Genomic DNA, 23856 nt, shown 5'->3' on the forward strand with positions numbered 1-23856 from the left:
GACCGAACAAGTGACCGAACGTCTGCAAAGCAAAGCGATATCGCCATGAATTTCATCGACCCCGCCCGCCACACGCGCCGCGCATTCCTTCGCCGCAGCACGCAACTGGCCGCCGCCGGTACCGCCCTGCCCTTCGCCCTGAATCTTGCCGCGCTGGGCGAGGCCGCCGCCTTCGAGGCAAGCGACTACAAGGCGCTGGTCTGCGTCTTCCTCTATGGCGGCTGCGACTACGCCAACACCGTCGTGCCCTACGACAGCACCCGCTACGGGCAGTACTCCGCCATCCGCGGCGGCAACAGCGATGGCACGGCCGGTGGCATTGCCCTGGCCCGCGCCGCGCTGGGCAATACGCTGCTGCAGCCCCGCACGGCGCTGGCCGGTGGCATGCAGTACGCGCTGCACCCGTCCATGACGGGCCTGGCCGGCCTCTTCAACGCGGGCCGCGCTGCGGTGCAACTGAACGTCGGCCCGCTGCTGGTGCCGCTCACGCGGGTCCAATATGCCACCGGCGACCGGCGCAGCTACCCGCTGCCGCCCAAGCTTTTCTCGCACAACGACCAGCAGTCGGTGTGGCAGTCGCAGGGCGCAGAAGGCTCCACCCTGGGCTGGGGCGGCAACCTGGGCGACCTGGCGCTGTCGTCCAACGCCACGTCGCTCTTCACCTGTATCTCGGCCACGGGTAACGCCGTGTTTCTCTCGGGCGACCAGGCGCTGCAGTACCAGATCAGCCCGGGCGGCGCCGTGCCCATCAACGCCGTCAAGGGCACCAGCGTCTATGGATCGACCGCCGTGCGCGGCCTGTTGAGCGAGCTGGTGCAGACGGCCGGCAGCCACGCGATGGAGGCCGAGTACGCCCGCGTCACGCAGCGCTCCATCAGTGCCGAGGGGCAGATCTCTTCAGCCCTCTCCAGCGCCAGCCTGTCCACCGCCTTCCCTGCCAACAACCCGCTGGCCGACCAGCTCAAGGTGGTGGCCCGGCTCATCGCCGGACGCAACGCGCTGGGCACGCGCCGGCAGGTGTTCTTCGTCTCGCTGGGCGGGTTCGACCTGCACGACAACCTGATCGCCAACCAGCCGCAGCTGCTCGACAAGGTGAGCAGCGCCATGACGGCCTTCTACAACGCCACGGCCGAACTCGGCGTGGCCGACAAGGTCACGGCCTTCACCGCGTCGGACTTCGGCCGCACGCTGACGTCCAACGGCGACGGCTCGGACCATGGCTGGGGCAGCCACCACTTCGTGGTGGGCGGTGCGGTGCGTGGCGCGTCCTTCTATGGCGCGCCGCCGCCCATCAGCGTGGGCAACGGCAGCGGCAGCGAGGACCAGTGGCATGTCGGACAGGGGCGCCTGTTGCCCAGCACTGCCGTGGACCAGTACGCCGCCACCCTGGCGCGCTGGTTCGGCGTGGCGAATACCGAGCTGGCGGGGGTGCTGCCGCACATCGGCAACTTCGGCGGCTCGGCGTATCCCATCGATCTGGGGTTCATGGGCTGAAGCCGTGCGCGCCGGGCCTGCACGGCCGATTCGAGTCAGCCTCTGGGTGGCCCTGAGGGCGCCTTTGACAATTCCGAATTTTCAGGGACCGGGATTGCGAAGACGATGGGGCCACTCAGTTCAAGTGGAGACAAAAATGCGATTCGAATTCCGCCCAATTGCCACACCAATTGCCACCCCAATTGCCACGCTGGCCCGGCATGCACGGCATGGCTTGTTCATCGCAGCGGCCCTGTCCGGCGCGCTGGCGCAGGCGGCACCGCTGCCGTTGGACATGGCCACGACTTCCGAGCAGCGGTTTCAACTGGCCCTGGAGGCGCAGACTGCGGGTGACTACGCCTCCATGCTCGCGTTGCTGCGCCAGGCAGCCCGGGATGGCGAGCCACAAGCCCAGGAAACACTGGCATGGATTCTTCTGGCAGGCCCAACCCTGTATGGCACCGCGGTGAAAGCGGATCGCTGCGAAGCAGTGCACTGGCTGCGGCAAGCCGTGGCAAAAGGGAATCAAACGGCCAAAAGCCAGCTGGATTTCCTGAACCGCCTGCGCAATGCGCCGAGTGGCAAGATGGCTTGCACATCCGAGTGGGAAGGGTGATAGGCACAACATCCTTTTCGGATCGCAGCGCCATCCTCAAGAATGCGCTGCGGGTGCAACGCCACCGGGACCACGCCTGGAGCCCTGACCACCGCACCACGGACTTGTGTTCATCCTCGCCCTGCCTTCAACCCGCATTCAACCCGCATTCATCCCGCATTGACCAGCGCCTTTGCAAACGCCCCTTCACCCGCCACAGTCAATACCAGTTTCTGTGTCGCCCTAGTCGCAGCCACATAGAACAGTTTGGCCTCGTCCGCCGCATCTTCGCCTTCGCGCGGCATCTGCCCCACTCCTGCAACGGCCACGACCGGAAACTCCAATCCCTTGCTGGCGTGCATTGTCATCACTTTGATGGTGTCGGCCAGCGGATCGAAGTCACCTGAGCGATGTCGCACGCGATGCGGCAGTTTTCGGCGGCCAAGTGCCATGGCGCACTGGTTCATGGAGTCGTGATCGCGGCACAGGATGGCCATGTCACCCCAGGCGTGGCCTTCCTGATGCGCCGCAGCCAGCAGCTCGGCGATCTTGGCGGGTTCATCCCGCAAGCTCGGCAGGCGCACGATCAGCGGCTCCTGCCCTTCGCGGCCGCAGCTGATGGGCTGCACCAGCGGCACACCGTCCTCATCCTGGGCATTGGGTTGCAGGAACTCGGCGGCGACGCGGTTGGCGATTTGCAGAATCTGCCTGGTGTTGCGGTAGTTGATCTTGAGAATGGTCGTGCGCCCAGAGGCCTGGATTCCCACGCTTTTGAAGCTGAAGCCACGCGCCTTGCTCTTGCCATAGATGTTCTGGGCGCTGTCGTACAGGATCAACAGGCTGTTGGTTTCGGGGTCCACCATCTGGGTGACGAGCTTGAGCCATTCAGGCTGAAAGTCGTGCCCCTCGTCGACCATCACGGCCTGGTATTGCCCGGACGGAATCTGTTGCCGGTCCACGCCGCGAATCACAAACTCCACCATCTGATCAAACATGCCTGGGCCCTGAGCGGGTAGCGTCTGGCCATAGGCCACCAATTGCTGGCGACACCACTTGTGGAAGTTGCGGGCGTGCACCCGGTCGGCCAGGCCCTTGGCCGCAAACCAGGCATTGAGCTTCACGGCCAAGGGCTCGTTGTAGCAGAGCACGAGGATGGGCTTGGTCGAAGCGGTCTTGGCCAGGTGTTCCGCACGATAGCCAAGAATCATGGTCTTGCCTGAGCCGGCAACTCCGTGGATCACGCGATGCCCATCGCCCAGGCTGCGCGCGAGTTGCTCCTGCTGCAAGTCCATGACGCGCATGATGTCCGGCAGCTCGTCCGCGTCTTCCGGCAGAAGGCTGCCTTGCACCGGAACACGCACCTGCGGGAACATGATCCACCGCGTGCGCTCGAGCTGCGGCACCGACATGGCTTTGCCGAAAGCGTGGGGGAACATGTTCCACAGGCGCTGCTGAAAAGCCTCCGCATCAACGGACTCCAGCATCTCGTCCTTGCAGATAACGAGATGCGCATCAATCGTCTGGTCCAGTGCAGATTCTTCAAACTGCTTGCGCGTGATGTTGGTGAACACCACGCCGCTGCCCCAGGGAAATGCCAGCTTTCCCTGATGAGGGCCTTCGCCGTGAATGAGTTGCTGATCCCGCTCCAGTGCATTGACCACTTGAATGGCGCAGTGTCGCGCCTGAGCTGCCGGATTGATGACGACCTTGGGTCTTCCATCCACGATGAGCGTCCAGGCCTGTTTGGTCGCCTCTTGAACCGTCTCAAGCCGCCAATCCTTGGTCTCAAGAATCAGAACGCCCCTGCGTGGATGAATGACGACAAAGTCAGGATGCGTCTGCTTGGGGCCGATGGGCACGTCATACCAAAGCATGTAATCGTCTTCGAGCTTTTGCTCCAAACGCTCGGCCAGCCGTCGCTCGCCAGGCGTCATGCGCCCAACGCACGCCCCCATCGCAGGAATCAGTACCGCCACTTTCTTCTCCTCCACAGAGCGGCTGAGGATACCGCACGCACTATCTCTTCAGGAATTCGATGACTGGCCAATCCCAAGCCATCGAAAATCCGGAATTGAATTCTGAACGGCTCTCTGTTGAATTTCCTCGACTCGCGGGGAAACCAGTATGGAATTTGAAGGCGCTTCTGAAATGGCCAAGCAGATGGGCATTTGATTGTGGAAGTGATCGGCTCGGACGTATGCCTGCCATCTACGCACTCGACGACTACCGCTCTGGGCAATGCCGTAAGACTGCTGGAGGTCGAAAGGTCCAGCCATTGCGGCAACCCCGCACTTTCGCCGCAACGGCGGCGCTGCTCCGTGCAGGTGCCATAGGAGGCGACATCAGCGTTGCGGCCCGTCGCAACGCCTTCGCGCTGGACGAACCGCCCTGGATCGCCTTGGCCCCGTTGTCTTGCCTATGCCAAGCAGTCGCAGTCGTTCAGGGAGCGCCGTATTCGCTCAGTTTCTTGCTGAACTTAAAGGTCCAAAGTCGCTGCGTGCGATCGTTGACGTCATTGGTGGTAAAGCGAAGGCTCGCCGCGCCCTTGGCGCATTGGCCGTCGTTCACGATCTTGCCGTCGGCGTCCACCATGCATTTGGTGACGTTCGAGCCTTCGATTTCCTTGCCGCTGGCGTCCAGCACGGCCAGCGAAACACCGAAGTCGGTGTCGTTGGTCAGCGCCAGCGTGTAGTCATCGACCAGCGCCAGGCCTTCGGCCTTCTCGGCCACCCAGCCGGTGGCGTTCAGGTTGAAGAGCCGGGTCTTCTTGAGCGTCACGACCTTGGAATAGTCCGAGCCATTGACCGGCTTGCCAGTCAGGCTGCTCTTTTCCAGGTCGGAGCCCAGCGCGGTGATATCGGTGGCGTTGGCCGGAAACTCGATCAGAACCAGGTCGTTGAAGACTTTCTTGTCCTTGCCCGTGCCTTGCTCGATGGCGATGAATTTCCCCTTGCCCAGTGAGACCACATCACCCAGCTTGGCATTGCCGGTCTTGCCTTGGTTGTACCAGCGGCTGTCCACGGGCAAGGCAAACAGGCGGGTTTTCTCGGTGGTCGGGTCAAACTCCACCCAGCGCACAAAGCGAGCGTAGTCGCGCACGTTCTCCGACTTGCCAGTGGCGTCGGGAACGGCAGCGGTGGTGTAGTCGGCCTTGCCGTCGTCCAGGGGGCTTTGCAGGAAACCGTGCAGCTTGCCGCTGGCCACATCAATGCTCAGCCCCTCCATGCCACGGTTGGCGCGGCGCTTGGCGAGAATGGCCGGCAGATCGGCCGCGCCAGTGCCGGGCCCGTATTTCTTCTGGATGATGCCGGTCGCCGGGTCGATCTTCACGATGAAGGGTCCGTATTCGTCGGACACCCACAGCACATTGCGTGCGGCATCCACCACCACGGATTCTGTGTCCAGGCCGAATTCGCTGTAGCCCTTGGCCTTGCCGGGATAGGTGAAGGAGTCGTCCAGGACTTGCTCGCCCGTGTTGCCTGTGATGCCCCGTGGCTGCACGCGGCCGTTGGCGTTCTGTGTGGCGCTGAATCTGAGCGGCAGGGTGGAGACGAGCCTGGCTCCGTCCTTTCCGAGGGCGATCACGCCGATGGACGGAATGAAGTTGGGCGAGGGAAACACCGTGGAACTGGCAAAGCCCGCGGGATTGGAGCCGTCGGTGATCTGCGTGACCGGGCCGGTGGTCGCGTTCGGGCCGCGATCGGTGATGGCGTAGAACTCCAGCGTGCCGTCGGCACGCCTGCCCTTCAAGGCCAGGCCCGAACCGTAGGCTGGCAGAAAGCCCTTGGGGAAATCGGCCTTGGTGGCGGGGTGTTGGCCTTCGTAGGGGAAATAGAACCTGTCGTCGAACTGGACGTCCTGGCGCGTGACGATGGCGCGAATGCTGCCGACGCCGGTGGTCTGCGTCACCGTCTCGGAGCCGGCGACCTGGAGCGGGCGGGTGTCGGCGCAGGCGCTCAGCAAGGCAGCCGCGGCGGCGATCACTGCCATCAGGCAGGAAGAGGAAGTGGGGGGGCGCATGGCGAGTAGGTCTTGAGAAGAAGAGGCAAGCCTGACAAGCAGATCGGCAGATCGGCAGGCCCTGCGTGGCAAGGGCCTGCCCAAGCTTGAAGGCTTCGTTTCTGGAAAAGGCGCTGTGCCGCTCAGAACGAGTGGCTGATGCCCAGATCCACACCGGTCGAGCCGGCGTTGGCCACACCCGCAGGGCCGCCGATCAGGCCGACGCTGGCGCCGTTCTTGTTGTTCACACGCGCCAGCCCTGCGTACAGAGAGGTGCGCTTGGAGAAGTCGTAGACATATCCGATCGAATACTTGTCGGCCTTGCCGCCGCTGCGCGTGAGGGCAGAGGCGTTGCCGCTGAACTTGGCGCTGGCGTACTTGACGCGCAAGCTGCCTGGCCCCATGGGGATGGTCGCGCCCAGGTAGAAGCCGTCCACCTTCCCGGAGGTTGCGCCGTTGACGGGCTCCCACTTCAGGCTGTTGTATCCGCCATTGAGCAGGAAACTGCCGAAGTTGTACGAGGCGCCCAGCACCAGGTCTTCCAGATCGCTGGTTGCAGCGATGGCGCTGGGCGAAGCCACGGCTGCGGTACCGTCGATCCGGCCGTAGCCGATACCCACGTTCAGCGGGCCAGAGCGATAGCCCAGGTTGCCGCCTATGTACCTGCGGGCCTTGCTTGCGCCAGAGCCGGAGGCGTTCTCGTCGCCAAAGGAAACCGAGAACTGGCCATAGATACCGCCCAGGTCGCTCGGCAGAAAGTAGCCCACGGCGTTGCTGATGCGCGTGCGGTCGACCACGCCGCTTTGGCTGGCGGCGTTATAGGCAGTCTGGCGGATCGTCTGGAACAGATTGGCCTGCACACCGGTGGTGGTGTCGGGGCCCGCGAAAGCGGTGAAGATGTTGTAGCTGGGGGTGTAGTCGCGACCCAGCCGGATTTCACCCCAGGAATTGTTGCTCAGCCCGATCGTGGAGCGGCGCTCGAAGCCAAGGGAGCCGCTGCTGCCGCCAGTGCCGACGTCGGGGTTGAGGCCGCCTTCAAGCCAGAGCTGAGCTCTGTTGCCGCCGCCGAGGTCCTCCGTGCCGCGCAAGCCAAGCAGGCTGGTCTTGCCTTGGCTGGAGTTCAGTGCATTGAGCCTGTTGCTGCCGGACTTGGCAATGGTGACGCCGACGTCCACCACACCAAAAATGGTGACGGAAGATTGTGCCAAGGCCAAGCTGGAAGAAGAGGCGAAGAATGTGCCCATCGCGAGTCCCAGAATGCGCGAGCACGTTTTTTGATTTTTCATTGGCGAGATACGAACTGAACTTATTAATGAGAATGACGGTAGCCTCCTGCCACCGCTGCGGGAACTCTAGGCAACACATAAGTATTCTTCGTGACAGCTGTGCTGTGTGACATGAAAGTCACAGCAGCGGCAGTGCCTGCGGCACGTTTCCCGCAGGGAAGCCCTATCGCCGCCACCCTTCAGCCATGGCCTGCACGACGGGGCAGATCATTCATTGCCGATTTGTTTGATTCATATTCGAGAAATTGGCGAAAATATGCATTCTTTTGCCATTTTCTCAATAAGATTTTCGACTTCCATATTTTCAATGGCACATTTCGAGCGTTCGTCGACCGATTCATCGGTCATTGGGGACCCAAATTCAGCCCATTGCACAGCCAGTTCAACCCCATAGTCCCTGGGAGGGCGAAGTCCCACAAGAATTGCCGCACCGAGGACTGCAGCCTCAACATCGGTCGCACCAGCAGTCACAGCTATGATCTCCAGGCAGCATCGCCGTCCCCGCCAGCGGCGAGTTGCCCCCTCTCCTCCACCCAACGCCCCGCTCCATCCCCCCATGATCCAAGAGTCCGAAGAGATTGCCCTGCTTCGCGAGGAAAACGCCCGGCTGCGGGCGCAACTGGCGATTGCCACGGCGGGCCATGCCAGCGCCGTGCAGGGCGCGGGCGCCAGCGATCAGGACCCGTTCGATGCGCAGGTCGCGGACCAGAAGACGCTGTTCTCGGATTTCATCGAGCATCTGCCGATAGGCCTGTGCCTGGTGGGCAAGGGTGGCAAGGTGCTGATGTCCAACCCGGCCTACCGCCATTTCCTGCCGGACACCCCCATCCCTTCGCTGCTGTCGGCCGAGGAAGACCGGGGGCGCTGGCGCAGTTGGGACAAGGATGGCAAGCCCGTTCCCCGCGACCAGTTTGTGGCCGCCCGCGCGTTCCGCGGGGAGCTGGTGGTGCCGGGTGTTGACTGTGTCTATGACACGCCCCAGGGGCTCGAGGTATGGACGCGCGTTTTCGGGGTGCCGCTGCGCAATGCGGACAAGGAAGTCGTAGCCACGGCCATCGCCATTTTGGACATCGATGCGGAACGGCGGGCGCTGGACATGTTGCGCCAGAGCGAGGAAAGGCTGGATGCGCTGGTGCGCTCCTCCTCGGAGGTGCGCTACTCCATCAGTGCGGACTGGAGCGAGCTGCACCAGCTGGCAGGCGGCGGGTTCATCCCTGACACGCAGGCGTCCAACACGAACTGGCTGGAAGACTACATTCCCCCGGAGGACCGCGACCTGGTGCGCGCGGAGATCGCGCGGGCCATCCGCACGAAGACCGACTACGTGATCGAGCACCGGGTGAACCGGGTCGATGGCAGCGTGGGCTGGGCGTTCTCGCGCGCCGTGCCGCTGTTCGATGCCGCAGGCGCCATCACCGGCTGGCTGGGAGCGGCCTCCGACATCACCGAGCGCAAGCAGGCCCAGGCCGCGCTGGAGCGCTTGAATGCCACGCTGGAGGAACAGGTGGCAGAGCGCACGGCCGACCGCAACGCGCTGTGGCAGCTGTCTTCCGACATCATGATGCGCTGCACGTTCGAGGGCATCATCACTGCGGTCAACCCGGCCTGGACCGAGGTATTGGGCTGGCGTGAAGACGAGCTGCTGGGCACCACGCTTTTTCATCTCATCCATCCAGAGGATCTGGCGCGCACCATCCAGGACACGCAGGAGCTGGCCACAGGCATGGCGCATGCCCGGTTTGACAACCGGTACCGCCATCGGGACGGGAGCTACCGCTGGATCTCCTGGTCCACCCGTTCGGCGGCAGGCCGCATCAATGCCGTGGGCCGCGACATCACCTCCGAAATGGCCAAGGCCGAAGCGCTGGCCAAGGTGCAGGAGCAACTGCGCCAGTCGCAGAAGATGGAGGCGGTGGGCCAGCTGACGGGCGGTCTTGCGCACGACTTCAACAACCTGCTGGCGGCCGTCATGGGCAATCTGGAGCTGCTGCAGCGGATGCTGGCGCGCGGCCAGGTGGACAACCTCACGCGCTTCATCCATGGAGCGCAGGGGGCGGTGCGGCGCGCCGCCACGCTCACGCAGCGGCTGCTTGCGTTCTCGCGCCGGCAGATCCTGGACTCCAAGCCCACCGATATGGCCGCGCTCCTGGCCGATTGGGAGGACCTGCTGCGCAGGACCGTGGGCGCCAGCGTGGACATCGACATCGTGCCGGCAGCCCATCTCTGGCATGCGCAAATCGATGGAACGCAGCTGGAGAACGCCATCCTGAACCTGTGCATCAACGCCCGCGATGCCATGCCCGAAGGCGGCCGGCTGACCATCAGGACAGCCAATATCGAGCTTGAAGAGGCGGCAGCCCGGGAGTGGGACCTTCCGCCGGGCGGCTATGTATCGCTGTGCGTCACCGATACGGGCACCGGCATGTCTGAGCAGACCATGGCACGCGCCTTCGAGCCGTTCTACACCACCAAGCCGGTGGGCCATGGAACGGGGCTGGGGCTGTCGATGATCTACGGCTTCGCGCGGCAATCGGGAGGAGCGGTCAGGATCTTCTCCCAGCCGGGCCAGGGCACCACGGTCTGCCTGTATCTGCCCAGGTGCGACGCCGCGCCCGTTGCAGAACGCGCGGTCGATGCGGCATGGCAGGTGGTGGTTCCTGCCCAAAGGACCTTGCTGGTCGTGGATGACGAAGCCCCGATCCGCCATCTCATCGACGAGGCGCTTGTCGACCTGGGCTACACGGTGCTTGCCGTGGCCGATGCAGCCGCCGCGCTGCAGGTGCTGCGTGCCGGAACCCGGGTGGACATGCTGATCACGGACATGCGGCTGCGCGGCGGAATGAACGGCAAGCAGCTGGCCGACGAGGCACGCCTGGCCCGTTCCGACCTGCCGGTGCTCTTCATCACCGGGTTCACCGAGGCATCGCCCCTCAGCCAGGAAAACCTGCACCCCGGTACGCAGCTTCTGACCAAGCCGTTCACATTGGAGGCGCTGGCGCTCAAGGTGGCGGAGATTCTGGGCAGTACAGACGCTGTGCCATCGGACTGAGTCGTGTGGCTGGGGCCGTGGTGACCGGCAGATTCCGGGCGCCTGTCTCGCAGTTCAAACCCCGTCACATCGCATCTCCCTCGGCCCGCGTAGTGGCAATGTGGGCAGACTCGATCGGCGACGACGCAGGGGTACTGCCAAAGCGGCAAGAGCACTCAGATGTACGGCCCCAGAAACTCACGGATTCATCAAGCCTGCGAACCAGCAAAAGCCTTGCTCATCTTGAATCCGAATGCTTGTGTTTAGACCGCTGATCGTCAATTCACGCAAATTCCTAGGAAGTATCTTATTTTTCAGAAAAAATAGAAAACGACAGCAGTCTCCACTTGATCTGAAAATTCGAAAGAACTTAGACTGATAGCGCCAGTCACTGCCATGTGGCAGCAAAGGCCTATTAACATTTCAGCACAGAGGGAACTATGCCAAGTAAAATTCTGACCGGATCTATACTTTTTCTCGCATCAATCTCTGCAATGGCTCAAGATTTTCTGATAGGGAATGAGGAAATTGAAAAGAACGGCATGCCAATGGTCGCCAGAAGTATTTCTGGCAGCATGGCTGGAATGAGTGGTACCGTGACCATCAATCTAGTCAAGCTATCAAATGGATCATATCTCTACGAAACCACCAATCAAAATGATGAAGCGATTGAATTCAACAAGAGGCTGTGCGAGATATACGGAGACAAGCATCCAGAATCTCCCGGAAAAATGGTAATTGGTAGCGATGAAAGGAATATACCTCTTCACTGCGAACCAGCGTCCCCTCAAAAGGAAATGTCATTCAAACAACAATCTGACTACTATTACATGTCTGGTGGCCAATGGAACTACAGACCTGTTCTATCTCTAAGCTATGACCCTTACCCGCGTGCTGGCTCATACACAAGAGTATCTGCAAGTGCAGGCGTTGACTTTTCTGTACCAAAAGGCGGCGATCTTTCACTTGCCGTTGGAGTTCGAGGGATTCCAAATTGCTATAACAATGGTTTCACCATGGCTGGTAGCATTCCAGTAGCAAATCTGCAAGTTGCAGTTCTATGCTACATGTACCCACATTTGGCCGGCACAGGGGGAAAGGCCGTTTCTGCTCGAGCAGTTTCGGAAAGCAAATACTCAGCCAGTGAGAATGGGATAATGGAAATCTATTGAAGCAATAGCAAACCAGGTTTATGACCCCAGGAAGCCATGGTGCCTTCTTCAGCCTAAAACAGAAGAAAGTACCATGGCAACCCGTCTTTGATGATGGTGCCCGCACAACGCCGCACATCCGCACATAACTCCAGCCAGTATCCGGCCATCAACGGCTTTGGCCAATTACTTCACAGGCCGCTGATATGAACAAACCATGTCAAGATACAGTTTTTTGCGCAGTTTGTTGGCTGGCGCAGTCTTGCTGATCACCGCATGCGGGGACGCAAAAAACGCAACCGCTTGCGAAAACCATGACCTTAATCTGGTTCGAAAGAATGTACTGAAAAAACTGAAAGAGAAATTTCCTCAGTACGTATTCGATATCACCAAGGTGACGTTTTCTCCGGGAGAAAAAGTGCCTTTTTGGCACGTGGAGGCCATCACCCAATCGAATGGTAAGGAGCTGGTGGTTTTCGCCATGCACTATTGCGAAGGGTCTGTAGAGGTGACAGCCCTCAACCCCTACCACCCTTGACGGCGGTGGAGGCCATCGCCCTCACCCTCTCAATGAAAGCCTGCAGCACCGCCGCAGGCTGGTCCGCCCGCCAGGCCATAACGGCGGGCGTCATGGCCTGCTGCGGCCCGCGCAGCGGCACGAACACCACGCCGTTCATGCCCACGCGCTGCATGCAGCTGGGCACCAGGGCCACGCCCTGCTCTGCCGAGACCAGGGCCATGACGGTGAGCCACTGGCGCGCGGCGTGGCGGGTATGGGGGTGGATGCCGGCCTGCTGCAGGCAGGCGATGACGTTGTCGTAGTTGGCCGGTGCCACTTCGCGGGCGAACATGACGAAGGTGTCGCGGGCCAGTTCGCGCAGGTCGATGTCGGGCTGCTGCGCCAGCACATGCGTGGCGGGCAGGCAGCAGACAAAGGGTTCCTCGCCGATCGACAGGGTCTGCAGGCCGTCTGGCGGGTTGGCTATGTTGAGAAAGCCGCAGTCGATCTGGCCGCTGGCAATGGCCTGCAGTTGCTCGCGCGTGGACATTTCATGCAGGCAGACTTCGACCAGGGGGCGTTCTGCGCGGAAGGCGCGGCAGAAGTCGGGCACCTGGCGGTAGACCATGGAGCCGGTGATGCCCACGTCCAGCCGGCCCTGCATGCCTTCGGCCACGCCGCGCACCACGTCGGCAGCATGCTGCAGCTGGGCGAGCACCTTGCGTGCCTCGACCAGAAAGGCCTCGCCCGCAGGGGTGAGGCGCACGTTCTTGGCGTCGCGGTCCATGAGGCTGGCGCCCAGGTCCTGCTCCAGGGTCTTGAGCGCCATGCTCAGCGGCGGCTGGGTGATGCACAGGCGCTGGGCCGCGCGGCCGAAGTGGCGTTCCTCGGCCAGGGCGACGAAATAGCGCAGCAGGTGGGTCTTCATGAGGGGCGGCGGATGGGGAGCAAGCGAGATGGCATCTTGCACCATGGCTACCTCTGAAATACAGATTGATAAATCATGGGACTTCAGATGGTTCGCAGCCACAAAACCCGCGCACCTCAACTTTGAGACACCGAGGAAGGGCCGCCCCGCACCGAGGGTGTCGTCCCCCTCCGCGCAGCGAGAAGGGGGAAGGCGCGAAGCGACTCAGGGGGTCAATACGATTTAGGCAAGCCCAATACCTTTTCGGCGATGAAGCACATGATCAATTGGGGGCTGACGGGCGCCAGGCGGGGGATCCAGGATTCGCGCATGTAGCGCTCCACGTGGTATTCCTTGGCGTAGCCCATGCCGCCGTGCGTGAAGATGGCGGTTTCGCAAGCCTTGGCGCAGGCTTCGGCTGCCAGGTACTTGGCGGCGTTGGCCTCGGCGCCGCAGGGCAGGCCCCTGTCGTAGAGGAAGGCGGCCTTTTGCACCATGAGGTGGGCCGCCTCAAGCCCCATCCAGGCCTGGGCCAGCGGGTGCTGTATGCCCTGGTTCTGGCCGATGGGGCGGTCGAAGACCACGCGCTCCTTGGCGTACTGGGTGGCGCGCGCCAGGGCGGCGCGGCCCAGGCCCACGGCCTCGGCGGCGATGAGGATGCGCTCGGGGTTGAGGCCGTGCAGGATGTACGAAAAGCCCTTGCCCTCTTCGCCGATACGGTCCTGGGCGGGGATGCGCAGGCCGTCGATGAACAGCTGGTTGGTGTCCACGCATTTGCGGCCCAGCTTGTCGATCTCGCGCACCTCGATGCGTTCGCGGTCCAGGTCGGTGTAGAACAGGCTCAGCCCTTCCGTGCCCTTGCACTCTTCCACGGGCTTGGTGCGTACCAGCAGCAGGATCTTGTTGGCGACCTGGGCAGTGGAGATGAAGACTTTCTGGCCATGGACCACGTAGACGTCGCCATCGCGCACGGCGCGGGTCTGCAGCTTGAGGGTGTTGAGGCCCGCATTGGGCTCGGTGACGCCGAAGCAGGCCTTGTCCGTGCCCGCGATCAGCGGGGGCAGCCAGCGGCGCTTTTGCTCGTCCGTGCCGAAGACGACGACGGGGTGCAGGCCGAAGATGTTCATGTGCACGGCCGAGGCGCCCGACAGGCCCGCGCCCGTGGCCGAGATGGTGTGCATCATGAGCGCCGCTTCGCTGATGCCCAGGCCTGCGCCGCCGAATTCTTCGGGCATGGCAATGCCCAGCCAGCCCGCGTCGGCCAGGGCCTTGTGGAAGTCGTGCGGGAAGCCGCCTTCATGGTCCTTGCGCAGCCAGTAGTCGGCATCGAAGGGTGCGCAGGCGCGCTCGACGGCGTCGCGTATCTGTTCCTGTTCTTCGTTCCACAGAAAGTCCATGGTGTGTTCTCCGTTGCTTGTAGCTGTTCGCTTGTTGTGTCTGTGGGGTGACGGCGCTCAGGCTGCCGGTCGGCGCACGCGCTCGGGGTTCTCGCCGTACGGCGGGCTGTAGAAGACCAGCAGGCGCACGGGCTCGGCGCTGGTCACGCGGAAGATGTGCATGCAGTCCTCGGGGAAGAAGCAGGTGTCGCCGGGCTGCATGGCAAAGCGTTCCTTGCCGTCCGGGGTGTCGATTTCCACTTCGGCCGTTCCGGCCAGCAGGTAGCAGGCCTGCTCCATGCCGGGGTGGGCATGGGGCAGCGCGCCGCCGCCCTGCTCCAGCGTGCCCAGCACCAGCTCCATGTGGCGCGCGCCCACGTTGGCGGCGCTGACCAGGCGCCGGTTGACGGTGCCGTGGTGGTTGGCGGGGCTGTAGCCGGGCACGTCTTGTTCGCGGATCAGGTAGCGGGGCATGGGCGGTTTCCTTCGGTTTGTGTTTGTGCTTGCGCTTGTGTTTGTGGTGGTGTGTCTTGCAGCGCGGCAGCCTGGCTGCAGGCGCGGCTGGCCTGCAGGGCGGCCAGCTCGGCCTCGGTCAGGCCCGCGTCGCGCAGCACCTGCAGGGTGTGTTCGCCCAGGCGTGGCGCGGGGGCGGCGCGTTCTGCGGGCGGCGTGGCGCTCCAGCGCGTGGGGCTGGCCGTGGTGCGCAGCCGGCCTTCGCTGGGGTGGTCTATCTCGTGCACGAAGCCGGTGGCCTGGTGCTGGGGGTCGGCGATCAGGTCCTCGGGCGAGGCCATGGGCATGTTGGGCACGTCGGCCGCGTCCAGTAGCGTGCGCCATTCGGCGGTGGTGCGCCCTGCCATCAGCCGCGAGACTTCGGCATAGACGGCATCGATGTGCAGCGCGCGCTGGCTGTGGGTGGCGAAGATGGGCTCGGCCATGCGCTCGGGCTGGCCTATGGCGTTGAAGAAGCTGTGCCAGTGCTTGTCGTTGTAGATGAGAACGCACAGGTGGCCGTCGCTGGTGCGATAGGGCCTGCGGTGGGCCGTGAGCAGGCGCGCATAGCCGGGGCCGCCCAGCTGCGGCTCGAACGACAGGCCCGCCATGTGGTCGCCCAGGATGAACTGGCTCATGGCCTCGAACATGGGCACGACCACGGCCTGGCCCTTGCCGGTCTTCTCGCGCGCATAGAGGGCGGCAGTGACGGCGTAGACCGCGTGCAGACCGGTGACGCGGTCGCCCAGGGTCATGGGGGCATAGGCCGGCTCGCCGCCGCCGTATTGCTGCGCCAGCCAGGGCACGCCGGTGGCGCCCTGGATGAGGTCGTCATAGGCGGGCCGGGCCGCGTAGGGGCCGCGCTGGTCGAAGCCGCAGCAGCTCACGTGGATGATGCGTGGGTTGCGCGCCGCCACGTCCTCGTAGGCCAGGCCCAGGCGCGCCATGGCCTGGGGCCGCACGTTGCTGACCAGCACGTCGCAGCCTTCGGCCAGGCGCAGCAGGGCCTCGCGCGCGGCGCCCTGCTTGAGGTCCAGCACCACGGAGCGCTTGCCCTGGTTGGCCTGCAGGAAGATGTGGCCCATGGCGGGGTTGCGCATGGGGCCGACGTGGCGCATGTTGTCGCCCTCGGGCGATTCGACCTTGATCACCTCGGCCCCCAGGCCCGCAAGGATCTGGGTGGCAAAGGGGCCCATGACCACCGAGGTCATGTCCAGCACCTTCACCCCTGCAAGAGGGCCTTGCTGCCCTTGCTGCGCTTGTTCCATGCGGCTCTCCTTCACTGCGCCTCGATGCCCGCCTGCTTGACCAGTTGCCCCCAGCGGGCCATCTGGTCCTTCACATAGGTGGCGAACTCGGCAGGCGTGGCCGTGGGCCAGACCTCGAAGCCGACCTGGGCCAATTGCTCCTGCACGGCCTTGTCCTTGAGGATGGCCTGCAGCTCGGTGTTCAGCCGCTCGGTGATCTCGGCCGGCATCCCGGCCGGGCCGAAGATGCCGTTCCAGGAGGTGATGTCGAAGCCCGGCAGCGTCTTGCCGATGGCCGGCACATTGGGCAGCAGGGTGGAACCCTTGGCCGCCGTCACGGCCAGGGTGCGAACGCGGTCGGTCTTGATCGTGCCCCAGGCCGAGCCCAGGTCGGCCACGTAGACCTGGATCTGGTTGCCCATGAGGTCGGTCAGCGCCTGCGGGCTGGACTTGTAGGGCACCGAAGTGATCTGGGCGTGCGTGACGTACTTGAAGGTTTCCGAGGCCACCAGCGAGGTGCTGTTGGGCGTGCCGTAGGACAGGCGGTCGGGATTCGCCTTGGCGTAGTCGATCAGTTCCTGCACGGTCTTGGCAGGAACGGAGGGGTGGACCAGCAGCGCGAACGGCAGCTCGCCCACGCGCGCCACGGGCGTGAAGTCCTTGACGGGGTCGTACTTCAGACCCTTGACCAGCCAGGGGTTGGCCGAGTGCGAGGTGTTGGTGGTCATGAACAGGGTGTAGCCGTCCGGCTTGGCCTTGGCCACATGGTTGGCGGCAATCTGGGCATTGGCGCCGGCCTTGTTGTCCACGATCACGGGCTGCTTGAGCCGCTCGCCCAGCCGGGTAGCCACCACGCGCGCCACGGCATCGGTTCCACTGCCGGCCGCGAACGGCACGACCAGGGTGATGGGGTTGGAGGGATAGCTGCCCTGGGCCTGCGCAGCGGGCGCTGCAACGACGGCCATGGCACTGAGAGCGCCAAGGGCCAGGGCCCTGCGCAACGGGGAATGCTTCATTTGCTTGTCTCCTGTTTCCTATGGAAAGCGGCGCTGTGTATCCAGCGCTCGCCGCCATGGTGCGGGCGTCAATGATTCAAGTCCAATTCTTTAAAACCAAGCAAGGATTCGATTTATGAATCATTGAATCCTGCATCAGGCTCCATGTGTCGCCTCTTGCGCAAGGACTGCATCGGTGCGAGGCTGGCAGCCCTGCACGACACCACGCCAAGGAGTTCCGCATGTCACACACCGTCCACACCATCCGGCTGCACCGCGTCTTCAAGGCGCCGCCGCAGCGCGTGTACCAGGCCTTCACCACGGCCGCTGCCCTGGCCAAATGGCTGCCGCCCCACGGCTACATCTGCGAGGTGCCCGAGTTCGACGCCCGGGTCGGCGGGCGCTACCGCATGGCCTTCGTCAATCTGTCCACGGGCGGGCGCAGCGGCTTCGGCGGGGAGTTCCTGGACCTGGAGCCTGGCCGGCTGGTACGCCATACCGACCGCTTCGACGACCCGCAACTGCCTGGCGAGATGATCACCACCATCACGCTGCGCGAGGTGTTCTGCGGCACTGAAATGGATGTGACCCAGGAAGGCGTGCCCGCCGTCATTCCCGCCGAGGCCTGTCACCTGGGCTGGCAGGAGTCGCTGCAGTTGCTGACCCTGCTGGTGGAGGCCAGCGTGCCGGGCTGAGACCCTGCACAAGCCCCTGCTGTCACACAGCTGCGGTTGATGGATTGCGGTGCTTCGGAGGACAATGGCAGTATTGCCCGCCAACGCCTGGAGGTCCGCCATGGCCACCCCCTTTGCACTGACCGCTCAAGCCATCGATGTCCTGCCGTTTGGTGCGCGGCTGGCGGGCGCCCGGACCTGTGCCCTGTTCAAGTCCCAGGACATGGAGGTCATCCGCGTGGTCCTGCGCGCCAGCCAGTCGCTGCCGCCGCACAAGGTGCCTGGCAGCGTCAGCCTGCATTGCCTGGAAGGCGAGCTGGAGGTGATGCTCGGCGAAAGCCGCCAGTCCCTGCAGGCCGGCCAGCTGATGCACCTGCCGGCCAACATGGCACATGCGGTACGCGCCATCGAAGACACCTCCGCTCTGGTTACCATCGTTCTGTGTGACGAGTCCTGACGCCTGCCGCCTCAGCGCACGGGCAGGAACTGCATGAAGGGTCCCGCCACCAGTCCCTGCCCGTAGCCGATGAAGGAGCGCCTGTAGCGCTCGGTGGTGTAGTTGGCGATCAGGTCCAGCCGGCCGATGATCTTGCCCATCTCGCGCTCGAAGCTCAGGTTGCGCGCGTCGTCGCCCAGGTGGTTGGACAACAGCAGCGGCCCGCCAGCGGCATTGCGCCGTGAGTTGAGTATCCAGTTGGCCACTTCCACGTTGCGCGCGGCGTTGTAGATCAGCTGCGGGTCCAGCCCATGGACCAGGGTGAAGCTGGTGCGCCCGCCGTGGGCCGTGATGATGGTGTCGGCCAGCGCATGGACGAAGGCGGCCACGCGGTCGCCCTTGAAGTCGGGCTGCAGCGCCAGCGAGAGCGCGGCCACGTCCTGGGCGCCGCGCAGGTCGGCCCAGGGCTGGCGCTCGGTGATGGCGATGCGCACGTAGGCGGATGCGGCCTCGCGGCTTTCGGCGGTTTTCTTCCACTCGGCGGGGTTGCGCAGGTACAGCTTGTCCATGATGCGCATCAGGCTGTCCAGGTTCTCCTTCATGGCCAGCGTGGCCATGCGGTTGCTGTCGGACTGCACGATTTCGCTGGGCTCGAACGAGGCGCCCTCCACCTTGCCGCGCGGCGCGGGCGTGTCGGCGCAGCCCGCCGTCAGCAGCAGCGCCAGCACCGGCGCCAGGCGGCGCGCCGCACCGCCTCCCGGTCGGGGCCGGCTGTCATTCACCCCGGCTCTGCGGCCGGCCTCCCCTGGCAAGACAAGCTCAATAGTCATCCCGGAACGATAGCAGCGCGCTACCGGGGCGCCGAGGCCCGATGCCGTGTCTTACATGCCCTGGCGCCGGCAGCGTCAACCTCCCGTCAGGCAGTGTTGCTGCACCGTCCACTCATCCACCGCCGCCCCGGTGCTGCGCCAGCAGGTGGCCAAGGATCTTCCAGGTCTGGGGCTGCTCCACCATGGGCACGGGAATGCGCAGCATGCTGCCCGCGGCCTGCCTGGGCGAAAACAGCAGGCCCGGCGCCAGCAGCAGGCCCTGCGGCGCGGCATGGCGGGCCAGCACCTCCGAGTCCACGCCGCAGTCCACCCAGGCGAACATGCCGGCCTGCGGTTCGTGCGGGGCCCGGCAGTCCAGGGCTTCGAGCATGCGCAGGCAGCGGTTGCGCGCGCGGTCCACGCGCTCGCGCAGGCGGTCCACATGCTTGCGGTACTGGCCATCGGCCAGCACGCGGTGCACCACCTGCTCGCCCGGCAGCGCCGTGGTCAGGCCGCCCAGCAGCTTGAGGTCGGTCAGCCGCCGTATCAGGTCGGTGTGTGCCGCGACATAGCCCACGCGCAGGCTGCCGGCCAGGGTCTTGGAGTAGCCGCCCACCAGGAGCACGCGCTGCAGCCGGTCCATGGCGGCCAGGCGCACGGGCACGCCGGGCAGGAAGTCGGAGTAGGTGTCGTCCTCGGCCAGGTAGAAGTCGTGGCGCTCGGCAATGCGCAGCACCTCGTGGGCCACGCCGGCCGACAGGGTCTGGCCCGTGGGGTTGTGCACGGCCGTGTTCAGGATGAAAAGCCGGGGCTGGTGCTGGCGGGCCAGCCGCTCCAGCGCCTCCACGTCGGGGCCGCCGGGCAGGCGGGGCACGCCGACCACGTTCACCCCCAGGGCGTTGAGCCGGCCGAAGATGAGAAACCAGCCGGGGTCTTCCACCAGCACGGTATCGCCAGGGCGCACCAGGCTGCGCACGATGAGGTCCAGCCCCTGCGTGACACCGGCCACGGTCATCAGGTGGGCCTCGGGGTGGGCTGGCACGTCCTGGGCCTGCAGCACCGAGGCGATCTGCTGGCGCAGCGGCAGATAGCCCTGGGGCACGCCATAGGTCAGCAGGCTGGTGCCCGTGCTGCGGCCGACGGCGCGCAGGGCCGAGGCCAGCATCTCCTGGTCCAGCCATTCCGGCGGCAGCATGCCGGCGTCGCCCGAATGCTCCGTGCCTTCGCGGAACATGCTGCGCAACAGAAAGGCGGTATCGAAGGCTGCGCCCTGCTCCAGCGTGGGCAGGCCCTGGCTGGCGCGCGGCAAGGCCTGGGCCGCGCGCCGGGCGCTGACGAAGACGCCCGAGCCGCGCCGCGAATGCACCAGGCCCTGGGCGGCCAGCCGGTCGTAGGCCTGGACCACGGTATCGCGGCTGACGCCGGCCTGCTGGGCCAGCGCGCGCACCGAGGGCAGCCGCGAGCCCGCGCGCAGGCCATGGTGGCGGATGAGGCTGCCGTAGTGGTCCACGAGCTGCTCGACCAGCGAGAGATCGGAGGAGCGCAGCGGACGCCAGGGCGCAGCGGCCTGGAAAGCCGTAGCGGAGGATGCACTCGATGTCTGCGGTGTCTGCTGTGCCTGCGCTTGCTTCGGCGTGGCTGCGGGATCAAGTGTCAGGGTCATGTGGGCAGGCCAGTTGGCAAATTGTTCTGGCAAAGTGTACTGCCACTGTACCGAACACTGCCATTAGCATGGCCTGACGGCGCCGCGGCCTGCGGCATGCGCAGACAGGGCGCCGGATTCCCTGTCATGCCTGTTGCCACCATGCCCTTCGATACCGCCCACACCTCGTTCCTGCTGCCGCTGGCCATGTTCTCCTTCGTCAGCTCCGTCACGCCCGGCCCCAACAATGTGATGTTGACGGCCTCGGGCGCCACCTTCGGCTACCGCCGCACGGTGCCCCACATGCTGGGCATCACCCTCGGCGTGGTGGTCATGGTGCTGCTGGTGGGCGCGGGCCTGGGCGCGGTGTTCGAGCGCCTGCCGGTGATCTACACCGCGCTCAAGTACCTGGGCGCGGCCTACCTGGTCTGGCTGGCCTGGAAGATCGCGGGCAGCGGCGGCATCGACGGCGGCAACGCGGGTGCCCGGCCCTTCGGGTTCTGGCAGGCGGCGGCCTTCCAGTGGGTCAACCCCAAGGCCTGGATCATGGCCATCGGCGTGATTGCCACCTACACGCCGCGCGAGGATTTCTTCATCAACCTGGTGCTGGCCGCCCTGGTGCTGGGCATCGTGAACTATCCCAGCGTCAGCGTCTGGACGCTGTTCGGCAGCGCCGTGGGGCGCGCGCTGCGCTCGCCGCAGGCACTGCGCCGCTTCAACTGGTGCATGGCGGCCCTGCTGCTGCTGTCGCTGTATCCGGTGCTGGCCGACTCACACGGCTGATTCAAACGCCTGATTCACGCGGCCGATGCCCCATCCAGCGCCAGTATCTGGCGCGCCAGCGCGGTGATGCCGGCCTCGCTGAGGTCGTCGGCCTGCACCCTGCGGCGCGTGCGCCACTGCGTGAAATGCCGCTCCTGCGAGCGCTCGTAGTGCGGGTCGTAGTGCTGGGCCATGAGCTCGGAGAACAGCGGCGAGAGGCTGCGCTCATGCGCCCAGGCCTGCCAGCGCGAGATGGTCTCCTTGCCCTGCAGCTCCTTGAGCCAGCCCAGCTTGTCGGCCAGCATCTGCGGATCGTCGCCCAGGTAGGCGTAGTCGCGCAGCAGGTAGGCCAGGCGTGCCTCGGGCGTGGCATCGAGCGCAATCACGGGCGACTGGCGCATGTGCTCGACCAGCACCAGCGGCAGGGACACGCGCCCGATCTTGGCGCTCTCGCCTTCCACGTACACGGTGCGCGACGGATCGAAACTCTCCAGCTGCTGGGCCAGCAGCGTCTCGAAGTATTTCTGGCTGGGCTGCTCCACGCCGGGCAGGTTGCCCAGCAAGGAGCCCTTGTGGCTGGCATAGCCCTCCAGGTCCAGCACCTGCTCGCCGGCCTCGGCCAGGGCATGCAGCACGCGGGTCTTGGCGCTGCCGGTGGCGCCGCACAGCACCTGCAGGCGCAGCTGGGGCACCAGGCGGTCGATCAGCTCGATCACATGGCCGCGATAGGACTTGTAGCCGTTGGCCAGTTGCTGGGCATCCCAGCCGACCAGGCGCAGCCAGGTGACCATGGAACCACTGCGCAGGCCACCGCGCCAGCAGTAGACCAGCGGCTTCCAGTTGGCCGGTTTGTCGGCGAAGGTTTCCTGCAGATGGCGCGCCAGGTTGGCCGAGACCATGGCCGCGCCCAGGCGCTTGGCCTCGAAGGGGCTGACCTGCTTGTAGATGGTGCCGATCCGGGCGCGCTCCTCGTTGTCGAGCACGGGGCAGTTGATGGCGCCGGGAATGTGGTCCTGCGCGAATTCGGCAGGCGAACGGGCGTCGATCAGGGTGTCGAACTGGTGGCGGTCGGCGATGCGGATGGGCTGGCGGTGGGACACGGGCAAACGGTGATCTGGCGATCATGCGGGAGGCAGAAACAACCGGCGCCATGGCCTCTGGGGCTCATGGGCCGGCACCGGAACCAGGAAAGTGGATCGAGCCTCGACACGCACCGGCCCGCCCCGCTTCGCGCCCTGCTTGCGCGAGCCGGGCATGCGGCAGACCTTGGAAGCGGGGATTCTCGCACGCCCGCCGTGCCCGCGCACGGCTGTCAGGGCAAGGCTGTCAGCGCAAGGCAGTCACCGCAAGGCAGCGGCGACCAGGCCCTGCACGGCCGCCACGCGCTGCACCTGCTGGGGGCTGTCGTAGTTGCCCATGAAGACGGCATACACCAGCGAATGCTGGGGCACGATCACCAGCCGCTGCCCGCCCAGGCCGATGGCCATGTAGTACGCCAGGCCGGCGCGGGTCTGCCCCACGTACCAGTGGTGGCCGTAGCGCAGGCCGGGCCAGGCGTCCACGCGCGGCTGCATGGATTGCACAATCCAATGCCGGGGCACCAACGCCCGTCCCTGCCATTCACCCTGCTGCAGCACCAGCTGGCCAATGCGGGCCAGGTCGCGCGCCCGCAGGCGCAGGCCGGAGGCGGCGGCCGCCTCGCCGTTGGTGCCAGGCGTCCACTCGGCCTTGTCGATGCCCAGCGGAGCAAACAGCTTGTGCCGCGCATAGTCCAGCAGCGGCATGCCGCTGCCCTGCGCGATCAGATGGCCCAGCAGTGCCGTCGCCCCGCCGCTGTAGCACCAGCGTTCGCCAGGCGAGGCGACGATAGGCTGCTCCAGCACGTAGCGGTAGCGGTCGCTGCTGCGCTCCATGGCGATTTCGCTGTTGCGCGGGTCGGAATACGGAAGGTCCTCGTCCCATTGCAGGCCCATGGTCATGCCCAGGGCATGGGAGATGAGGATGGCGCGCCGGCGCCCATCGGCCGCCAGATCGCCGTAGGCGGGAAAAGCCTGGACAAGGGGCGTGTCCAGCGCGGGCACCTTGCCCTCGGCCAAGGCCATGCCGTACAGCAGGCCGACGATGCTCTTGCTGACCGAGCGCACATCGTGCAGGGAGTCGGCGTTGAAGGCCACCTTGCCCAGCGGCTCCCCCCAGCGTTCGTCCTCACCCTCGAAATAGCGCTCCAGCGCCAGCCGGCCGTGGCGCATCACGACGACGGCGTGCAGGTTCGCCAGTTCTCCGCTCTGCACGCCCTGGTCCAGGCGTTCGCCCAGGTCCTCGGCCAGGCCGGTGCCGGTGCCGGTGCCGGTGGAAAAGGCACCGCCCTGCCCCACGCTGGCACAGGCCGTGCAGCCCAGCGTCGCCAGGGCTGCGCCCGTCTGCAGCCATCTGCGCCTGTCGGTGCGAAAGCCGTTGTTTGTCATGTCCCTCTCCCTTGCTTAGC

Annotated in this window: 20 protein-coding genes; 8 read left to right on the plus strand and 12 right to left on the minus strand. The window is 65.0% G+C overall.

The window, feature by feature from the left end:
• The first annotated feature begins 45 nt into the window (after positions 1-45).
• Together AAN986_RS14075 and AAN986_RS14080 are read left to right on the plus strand one after the other, a co-directional pair.
• Positions 46-1494, plus strand: coding sequence for a DUF1501 domain-containing protein (locus tag AAN986_RS14075; protein ID WP_047219008.1), 1449 nt, complete (start codon positions 46-48; stop codon positions 1492-1494).
• Between the two features lie 136 nt (positions 1495-1630).
• A complete protein-coding gene (locus tag AAN986_RS14080; RefSeq protein ID WP_016454741.1) occupies positions 1631-2089 on the plus strand; it encodes a sel1 repeat family protein in 459 nt (152 codons plus the stop codon).
• A 149-nt stretch (positions 2090-2238) separates the two neighbouring features.
• Here the strand turns inward: AAN986_RS14080 and AAN986_RS14085 are convergent, their stop codons facing one another.
• The 3 genes from AAN986_RS14085 to AAN986_RS14095 all read right to left on the minus strand — a co-directional run bounded on the left by AAN986_RS14085 (position 2239) and on the right by AAN986_RS14095 (position 7311).
• A complete protein-coding gene (locus AAN986_RS14085; RefSeq protein WP_043824731.1) occupies positions 2239-4002 on the minus strand; it encodes a 3'-5' exonuclease in 1764 nt (587 codons plus the stop codon).
• 505 nt (positions 4003-4507) lie between these two features.
• Positions 4508-6088 (minus strand): esterase-like activity of phytase family protein, encoded by a 1581-nt coding sequence (locus tag AAN986_RS14090; protein ID WP_047219009.1) that lies wholly within the window; start codon positions 6086-6088, stop codon positions 4508-4510.
• A gap of 122 nt (positions 6089-6210) precedes the next feature.
• Positions 6211-7311 carry a porin gene (locus AAN986_RS14095; protein ID WP_016445990.1) on the minus strand — a complete coding sequence of 367 codons (1101 nt, stop codon included), beginning with the start codon at positions 7309-7311 and terminating at the stop codon, positions 6211-6213.
• 598 nt (positions 7312-7909) lie between these two features.
• Here AAN986_RS14095 and AAN986_RS14100 point away from each other — a divergent pair.
• The 3 genes from AAN986_RS14100 to AAN986_RS14110 all read left to right on the plus strand — a co-directional run bounded on the left by AAN986_RS14100 (position 7910) and on the right by AAN986_RS14110 (position 12070).
• The gene (locus tag AAN986_RS14100) at positions 7910-10402 is read left to right on the plus strand and encodes a PAS domain S-box protein (RefSeq protein ID WP_047219010.1); all 2493 of its coding nucleotides are present in this window, start codon (positions 7910-7912) and stop codon (positions 10400-10402) included.
• 473 nt (positions 10403-10875) lie between these two features.
• The gene (locus AAN986_RS14105) at positions 10876-11553 is read left to right on the plus strand and encodes a hypothetical protein (protein WP_349335274.1); all 678 of its coding nucleotides are present in this window, start codon (positions 10876-10878) and stop codon (positions 11551-11553) included.
• Between the two features lie 196 nt (positions 11554-11749).
• Complete coding sequence (locus tag AAN986_RS14110; RefSeq protein ID WP_082138123.1) at positions 11750-12070, plus strand: hypothetical protein; 321 nt, start codon at positions 11750-11752, stop codon at positions 12068-12070.
• On the opposite strand, the gene AAN986_RS14115 is transcribed toward AAN986_RS14110, so the two are convergent.
• The 5 genes from AAN986_RS14115 to AAN986_RS14135 all read right to left on the minus strand — a co-directional run bounded on the left by AAN986_RS14115 (position 12051) and on the right by AAN986_RS14135 (position 17069).
• Complete coding sequence (locus tag AAN986_RS14115) at positions 12051-13004, minus strand: LysR substrate-binding domain-containing protein (protein ID WP_043791744.1); 954 nt, start codon at positions 13002-13004, stop codon at positions 12051-12053. The genes AAN986_RS14110 and AAN986_RS14115 overlap by 20 nt on opposite strands.
• 167 nt (positions 13005-13171) lie before the next feature.
• Positions 13172-14335, minus strand: a complete 1164-nt coding sequence (locus AAN986_RS14120; protein WP_016454642.1) for an acyl-CoA dehydrogenase family protein — start codon at positions 14333-14335, stop codon at positions 13172-13174.
• A gap of 57 nt (positions 14336-14392) precedes the next feature.
• Positions 14393-14788: a cupin domain-containing protein gene (locus tag AAN986_RS14125; RefSeq protein WP_012205502.1), complete on the minus strand. Its 396-nt coding sequence runs from the start codon at positions 14786-14788 to the stop codon at positions 14393-14395.
• Positions 14773-16074 (minus strand): CoA transferase, encoded by a 1302-nt coding sequence (locus tag AAN986_RS14130; RefSeq protein ID WP_047219011.1) that lies wholly within the window; start codon positions 16072-16074, stop codon positions 14773-14775. Before AAN986_RS14130 ends, AAN986_RS14125 begins: the two co-directional genes overlap by 16 nt.
• 11 nt (positions 16075-16085) lie before the next feature.
• Entirely contained in the window at positions 16086-17069 is a 984-nt protein-coding gene (locus AAN986_RS14135; RefSeq protein WP_046986438.1) for a tripartite tricarboxylate transporter substrate binding protein, read from the minus strand.
• A 221-nt stretch (positions 17070-17290) separates the two neighbouring features.
• On the opposite strand from AAN986_RS14135, the gene AAN986_RS14140 reads away from it, so the two are divergent.
• Positions 17291-17743, plus strand: a complete 453-nt coding sequence (locus tag AAN986_RS14140; RefSeq protein WP_047219012.1) for an SRPBCC family protein — start codon at positions 17291-17293, stop codon at positions 17741-17743.
• 100 nt (positions 17744-17843) lie between these two features.
• Complete coding sequence (locus tag AAN986_RS14145) at positions 17844-18179, plus strand: cupin domain-containing protein (protein WP_016445980.1); 336 nt, start codon at positions 17844-17846, stop codon at positions 18177-18179.
• Positions 18180-18190: 11 nt separating this feature from the next.
• Here AAN986_RS14145 and AAN986_RS14150 read toward each other — a convergent pair whose 3' ends face one another.
• On the minus strand, positions 18191-18970 hold the full coding sequence (locus AAN986_RS14150) for a hypothetical protein (RefSeq protein ID WP_047219013.1): 780 nt from the start codon (positions 18968-18970) through the stop codon (positions 18191-18193).
• 130 nt (positions 18971-19100) lie between these two features.
• Positions 19101-20630 carry a PLP-dependent aminotransferase family protein gene (locus AAN986_RS14155; protein ID WP_047219014.1) on the minus strand — a complete coding sequence of 510 codons (1530 nt, stop codon included), beginning with the start codon at positions 20628-20630 and terminating at the stop codon, positions 19101-19103.
• Positions 20631-20756: 126 nt separating this feature from the next.
• Here AAN986_RS14155 and AAN986_RS14160 point away from each other — a divergent pair, with 126 nt between their 5' ends.
• On the plus strand, positions 20757-21392 hold the full coding sequence (locus AAN986_RS14160) for a LysE family translocator (RefSeq protein WP_047219015.1): 636 nt from the start codon (positions 20757-20759) through the stop codon (positions 21390-21392).
• Positions 21393-21406: 14 nt separating this feature from the next.
• Here the strand turns inward: AAN986_RS14160 and mnmH are convergent, their stop codons facing one another.
• Both mnmH and AAN986_RS14170 read right to left on the minus strand, forming a co-directional pair.
• Complete coding sequence (gene mnmH / locus AAN986_RS14165; protein ID WP_047219031.1) at positions 21407-22471, minus strand: tRNA 2-selenouridine(34) synthase MnmH; 1065 nt, start codon at positions 22469-22471, stop codon at positions 21407-21409.
• A gap of 240 nt (positions 22472-22711) precedes the next feature.
• Positions 22712-23836, minus strand: a complete 1125-nt coding sequence (locus AAN986_RS14170) for a serine hydrolase (protein ID WP_349335275.1) — start codon at positions 23834-23836, stop codon at positions 22712-22714.
• Positions 23837-23856: the final 20 nt, after the last annotated feature.

It is taken from the genome of Delftia sp. DS1230 (assembly GCF_040112715.1).
GTDB classification, from domain to species: domain Bacteria; phylum Pseudomonadota; class Gammaproteobacteria; order Burkholderiales; family Burkholderiaceae_C; genus Comamonas; species Comamonas tsuruhatensis.

Bases quoted from the DNA above. Each gene is read 5' to 3' on its own strand.
- AAN986_RS14095 (WP_016445990.1), bottom strand. From the start codon at position 7,311: ATGGGCACATTCTTCGCCTCTTCTTCCAGCTTGGCCTTGGCACAATCT.
- AAN986_RS14155 (WP_047219014.1), bottom strand. From the start codon at position 20,630: ATGACCCTGACACTTGATCCCGCAGCCACGCCGAAGCAAGCGCAGGCA.
- AAN986_RS14125 (WP_012205502.1), bottom strand. From the start codon at position 14,788: ATGCCCCGCTACCTGATCCGCGAACAAGACGTGCCCGGCTACAGCCCC.
- AAN986_RS14135 (WP_046986438.1), bottom strand. From the start codon at position 17,069: ATGAAGCATTCCCCGTTGCGCAGGGCCCTGGCCCTTGGCGCTCTCAGT.
- AAN986_RS14090 (WP_047219009.1), bottom strand. From the start codon at position 6,088: ATGCGCCCCCCCACTTCCTCTTCCTGCCTGATGGCAGTGATCGCCGCC.
- AAN986_RS14170 (WP_349335275.1), bottom strand. From the start codon at position 23,836: ATGACAAACAACGGCTTTCGCACCGACAGGCGCAGATGGCTGCAGACG.
- AAN986_RS14110 (WP_082138123.1), top strand. From the start codon at position 11,750: ATGTCAAGATACAGTTTTTTGCGCAGTTTGTTGGCTGGCGCAGTCTTG.
- AAN986_RS14120 (WP_016454642.1), bottom strand. From the start codon at position 14,335: ATGGACTTTCTGTGGAACGAAGAACAGGAACAGATACGCGACGCCGTC.
- AAN986_RS14115 (WP_043791744.1), bottom strand. From the start codon at position 13,004: ATGGTGCAAGATGCCATCTCGCTTGCTCCCCATCCGCCGCCCCTCATG.
- AAN986_RS14080 (WP_016454741.1), top strand. From the start codon at position 1,631: ATGCGATTCGAATTCCGCCCAATTGCCACACCAATTGCCACCCCAATT.
- AAN986_RS14100 (WP_047219010.1), top strand. From the start codon at position 7,910: ATGATCCAAGAGTCCGAAGAGATTGCCCTGCTTCGCGAGGAAAACGCC.
- AAN986_RS14085 (WP_043824731.1), bottom strand. From the start codon at position 4,002: ATGACGCCTGGCGAGCGACGGCTGGCCGAGCGTTTGGAGCAAAAGCTC.
- AAN986_RS14075 (WP_047219008.1), top strand. From the start codon at position 46: ATGAATTTCATCGACCCCGCCCGCCACACGCGCCGCGCATTCCTTCGC.
- AAN986_RS14130 (WP_047219011.1), bottom strand. From the start codon at position 16,074: ATGGAACAAGCGCAGCAAGGGCAGCAAGGCCCTCTTGCAGGGGTGAAG.
- AAN986_RS14160 (WP_047219015.1), top strand. From the start codon at position 20,757: ATGCCTGTTGCCACCATGCCCTTCGATACCGCCCACACCTCGTTCCTG.
- AAN986_RS14145 (WP_016445980.1), top strand. From the start codon at position 17,844: ATGGCCACCCCCTTTGCACTGACCGCTCAAGCCATCGATGTCCTGCCG.
- AAN986_RS14105 (WP_349335274.1), top strand. From the start codon at position 10,876: ATGGCTCAAGATTTTCTGATAGGGAATGAGGAAATTGAAAAGAACGGC.
- AAN986_RS14140 (WP_047219012.1), top strand. From the start codon at position 17,291: ATGTCACACACCGTCCACACCATCCGGCTGCACCGCGTCTTCAAGGCG.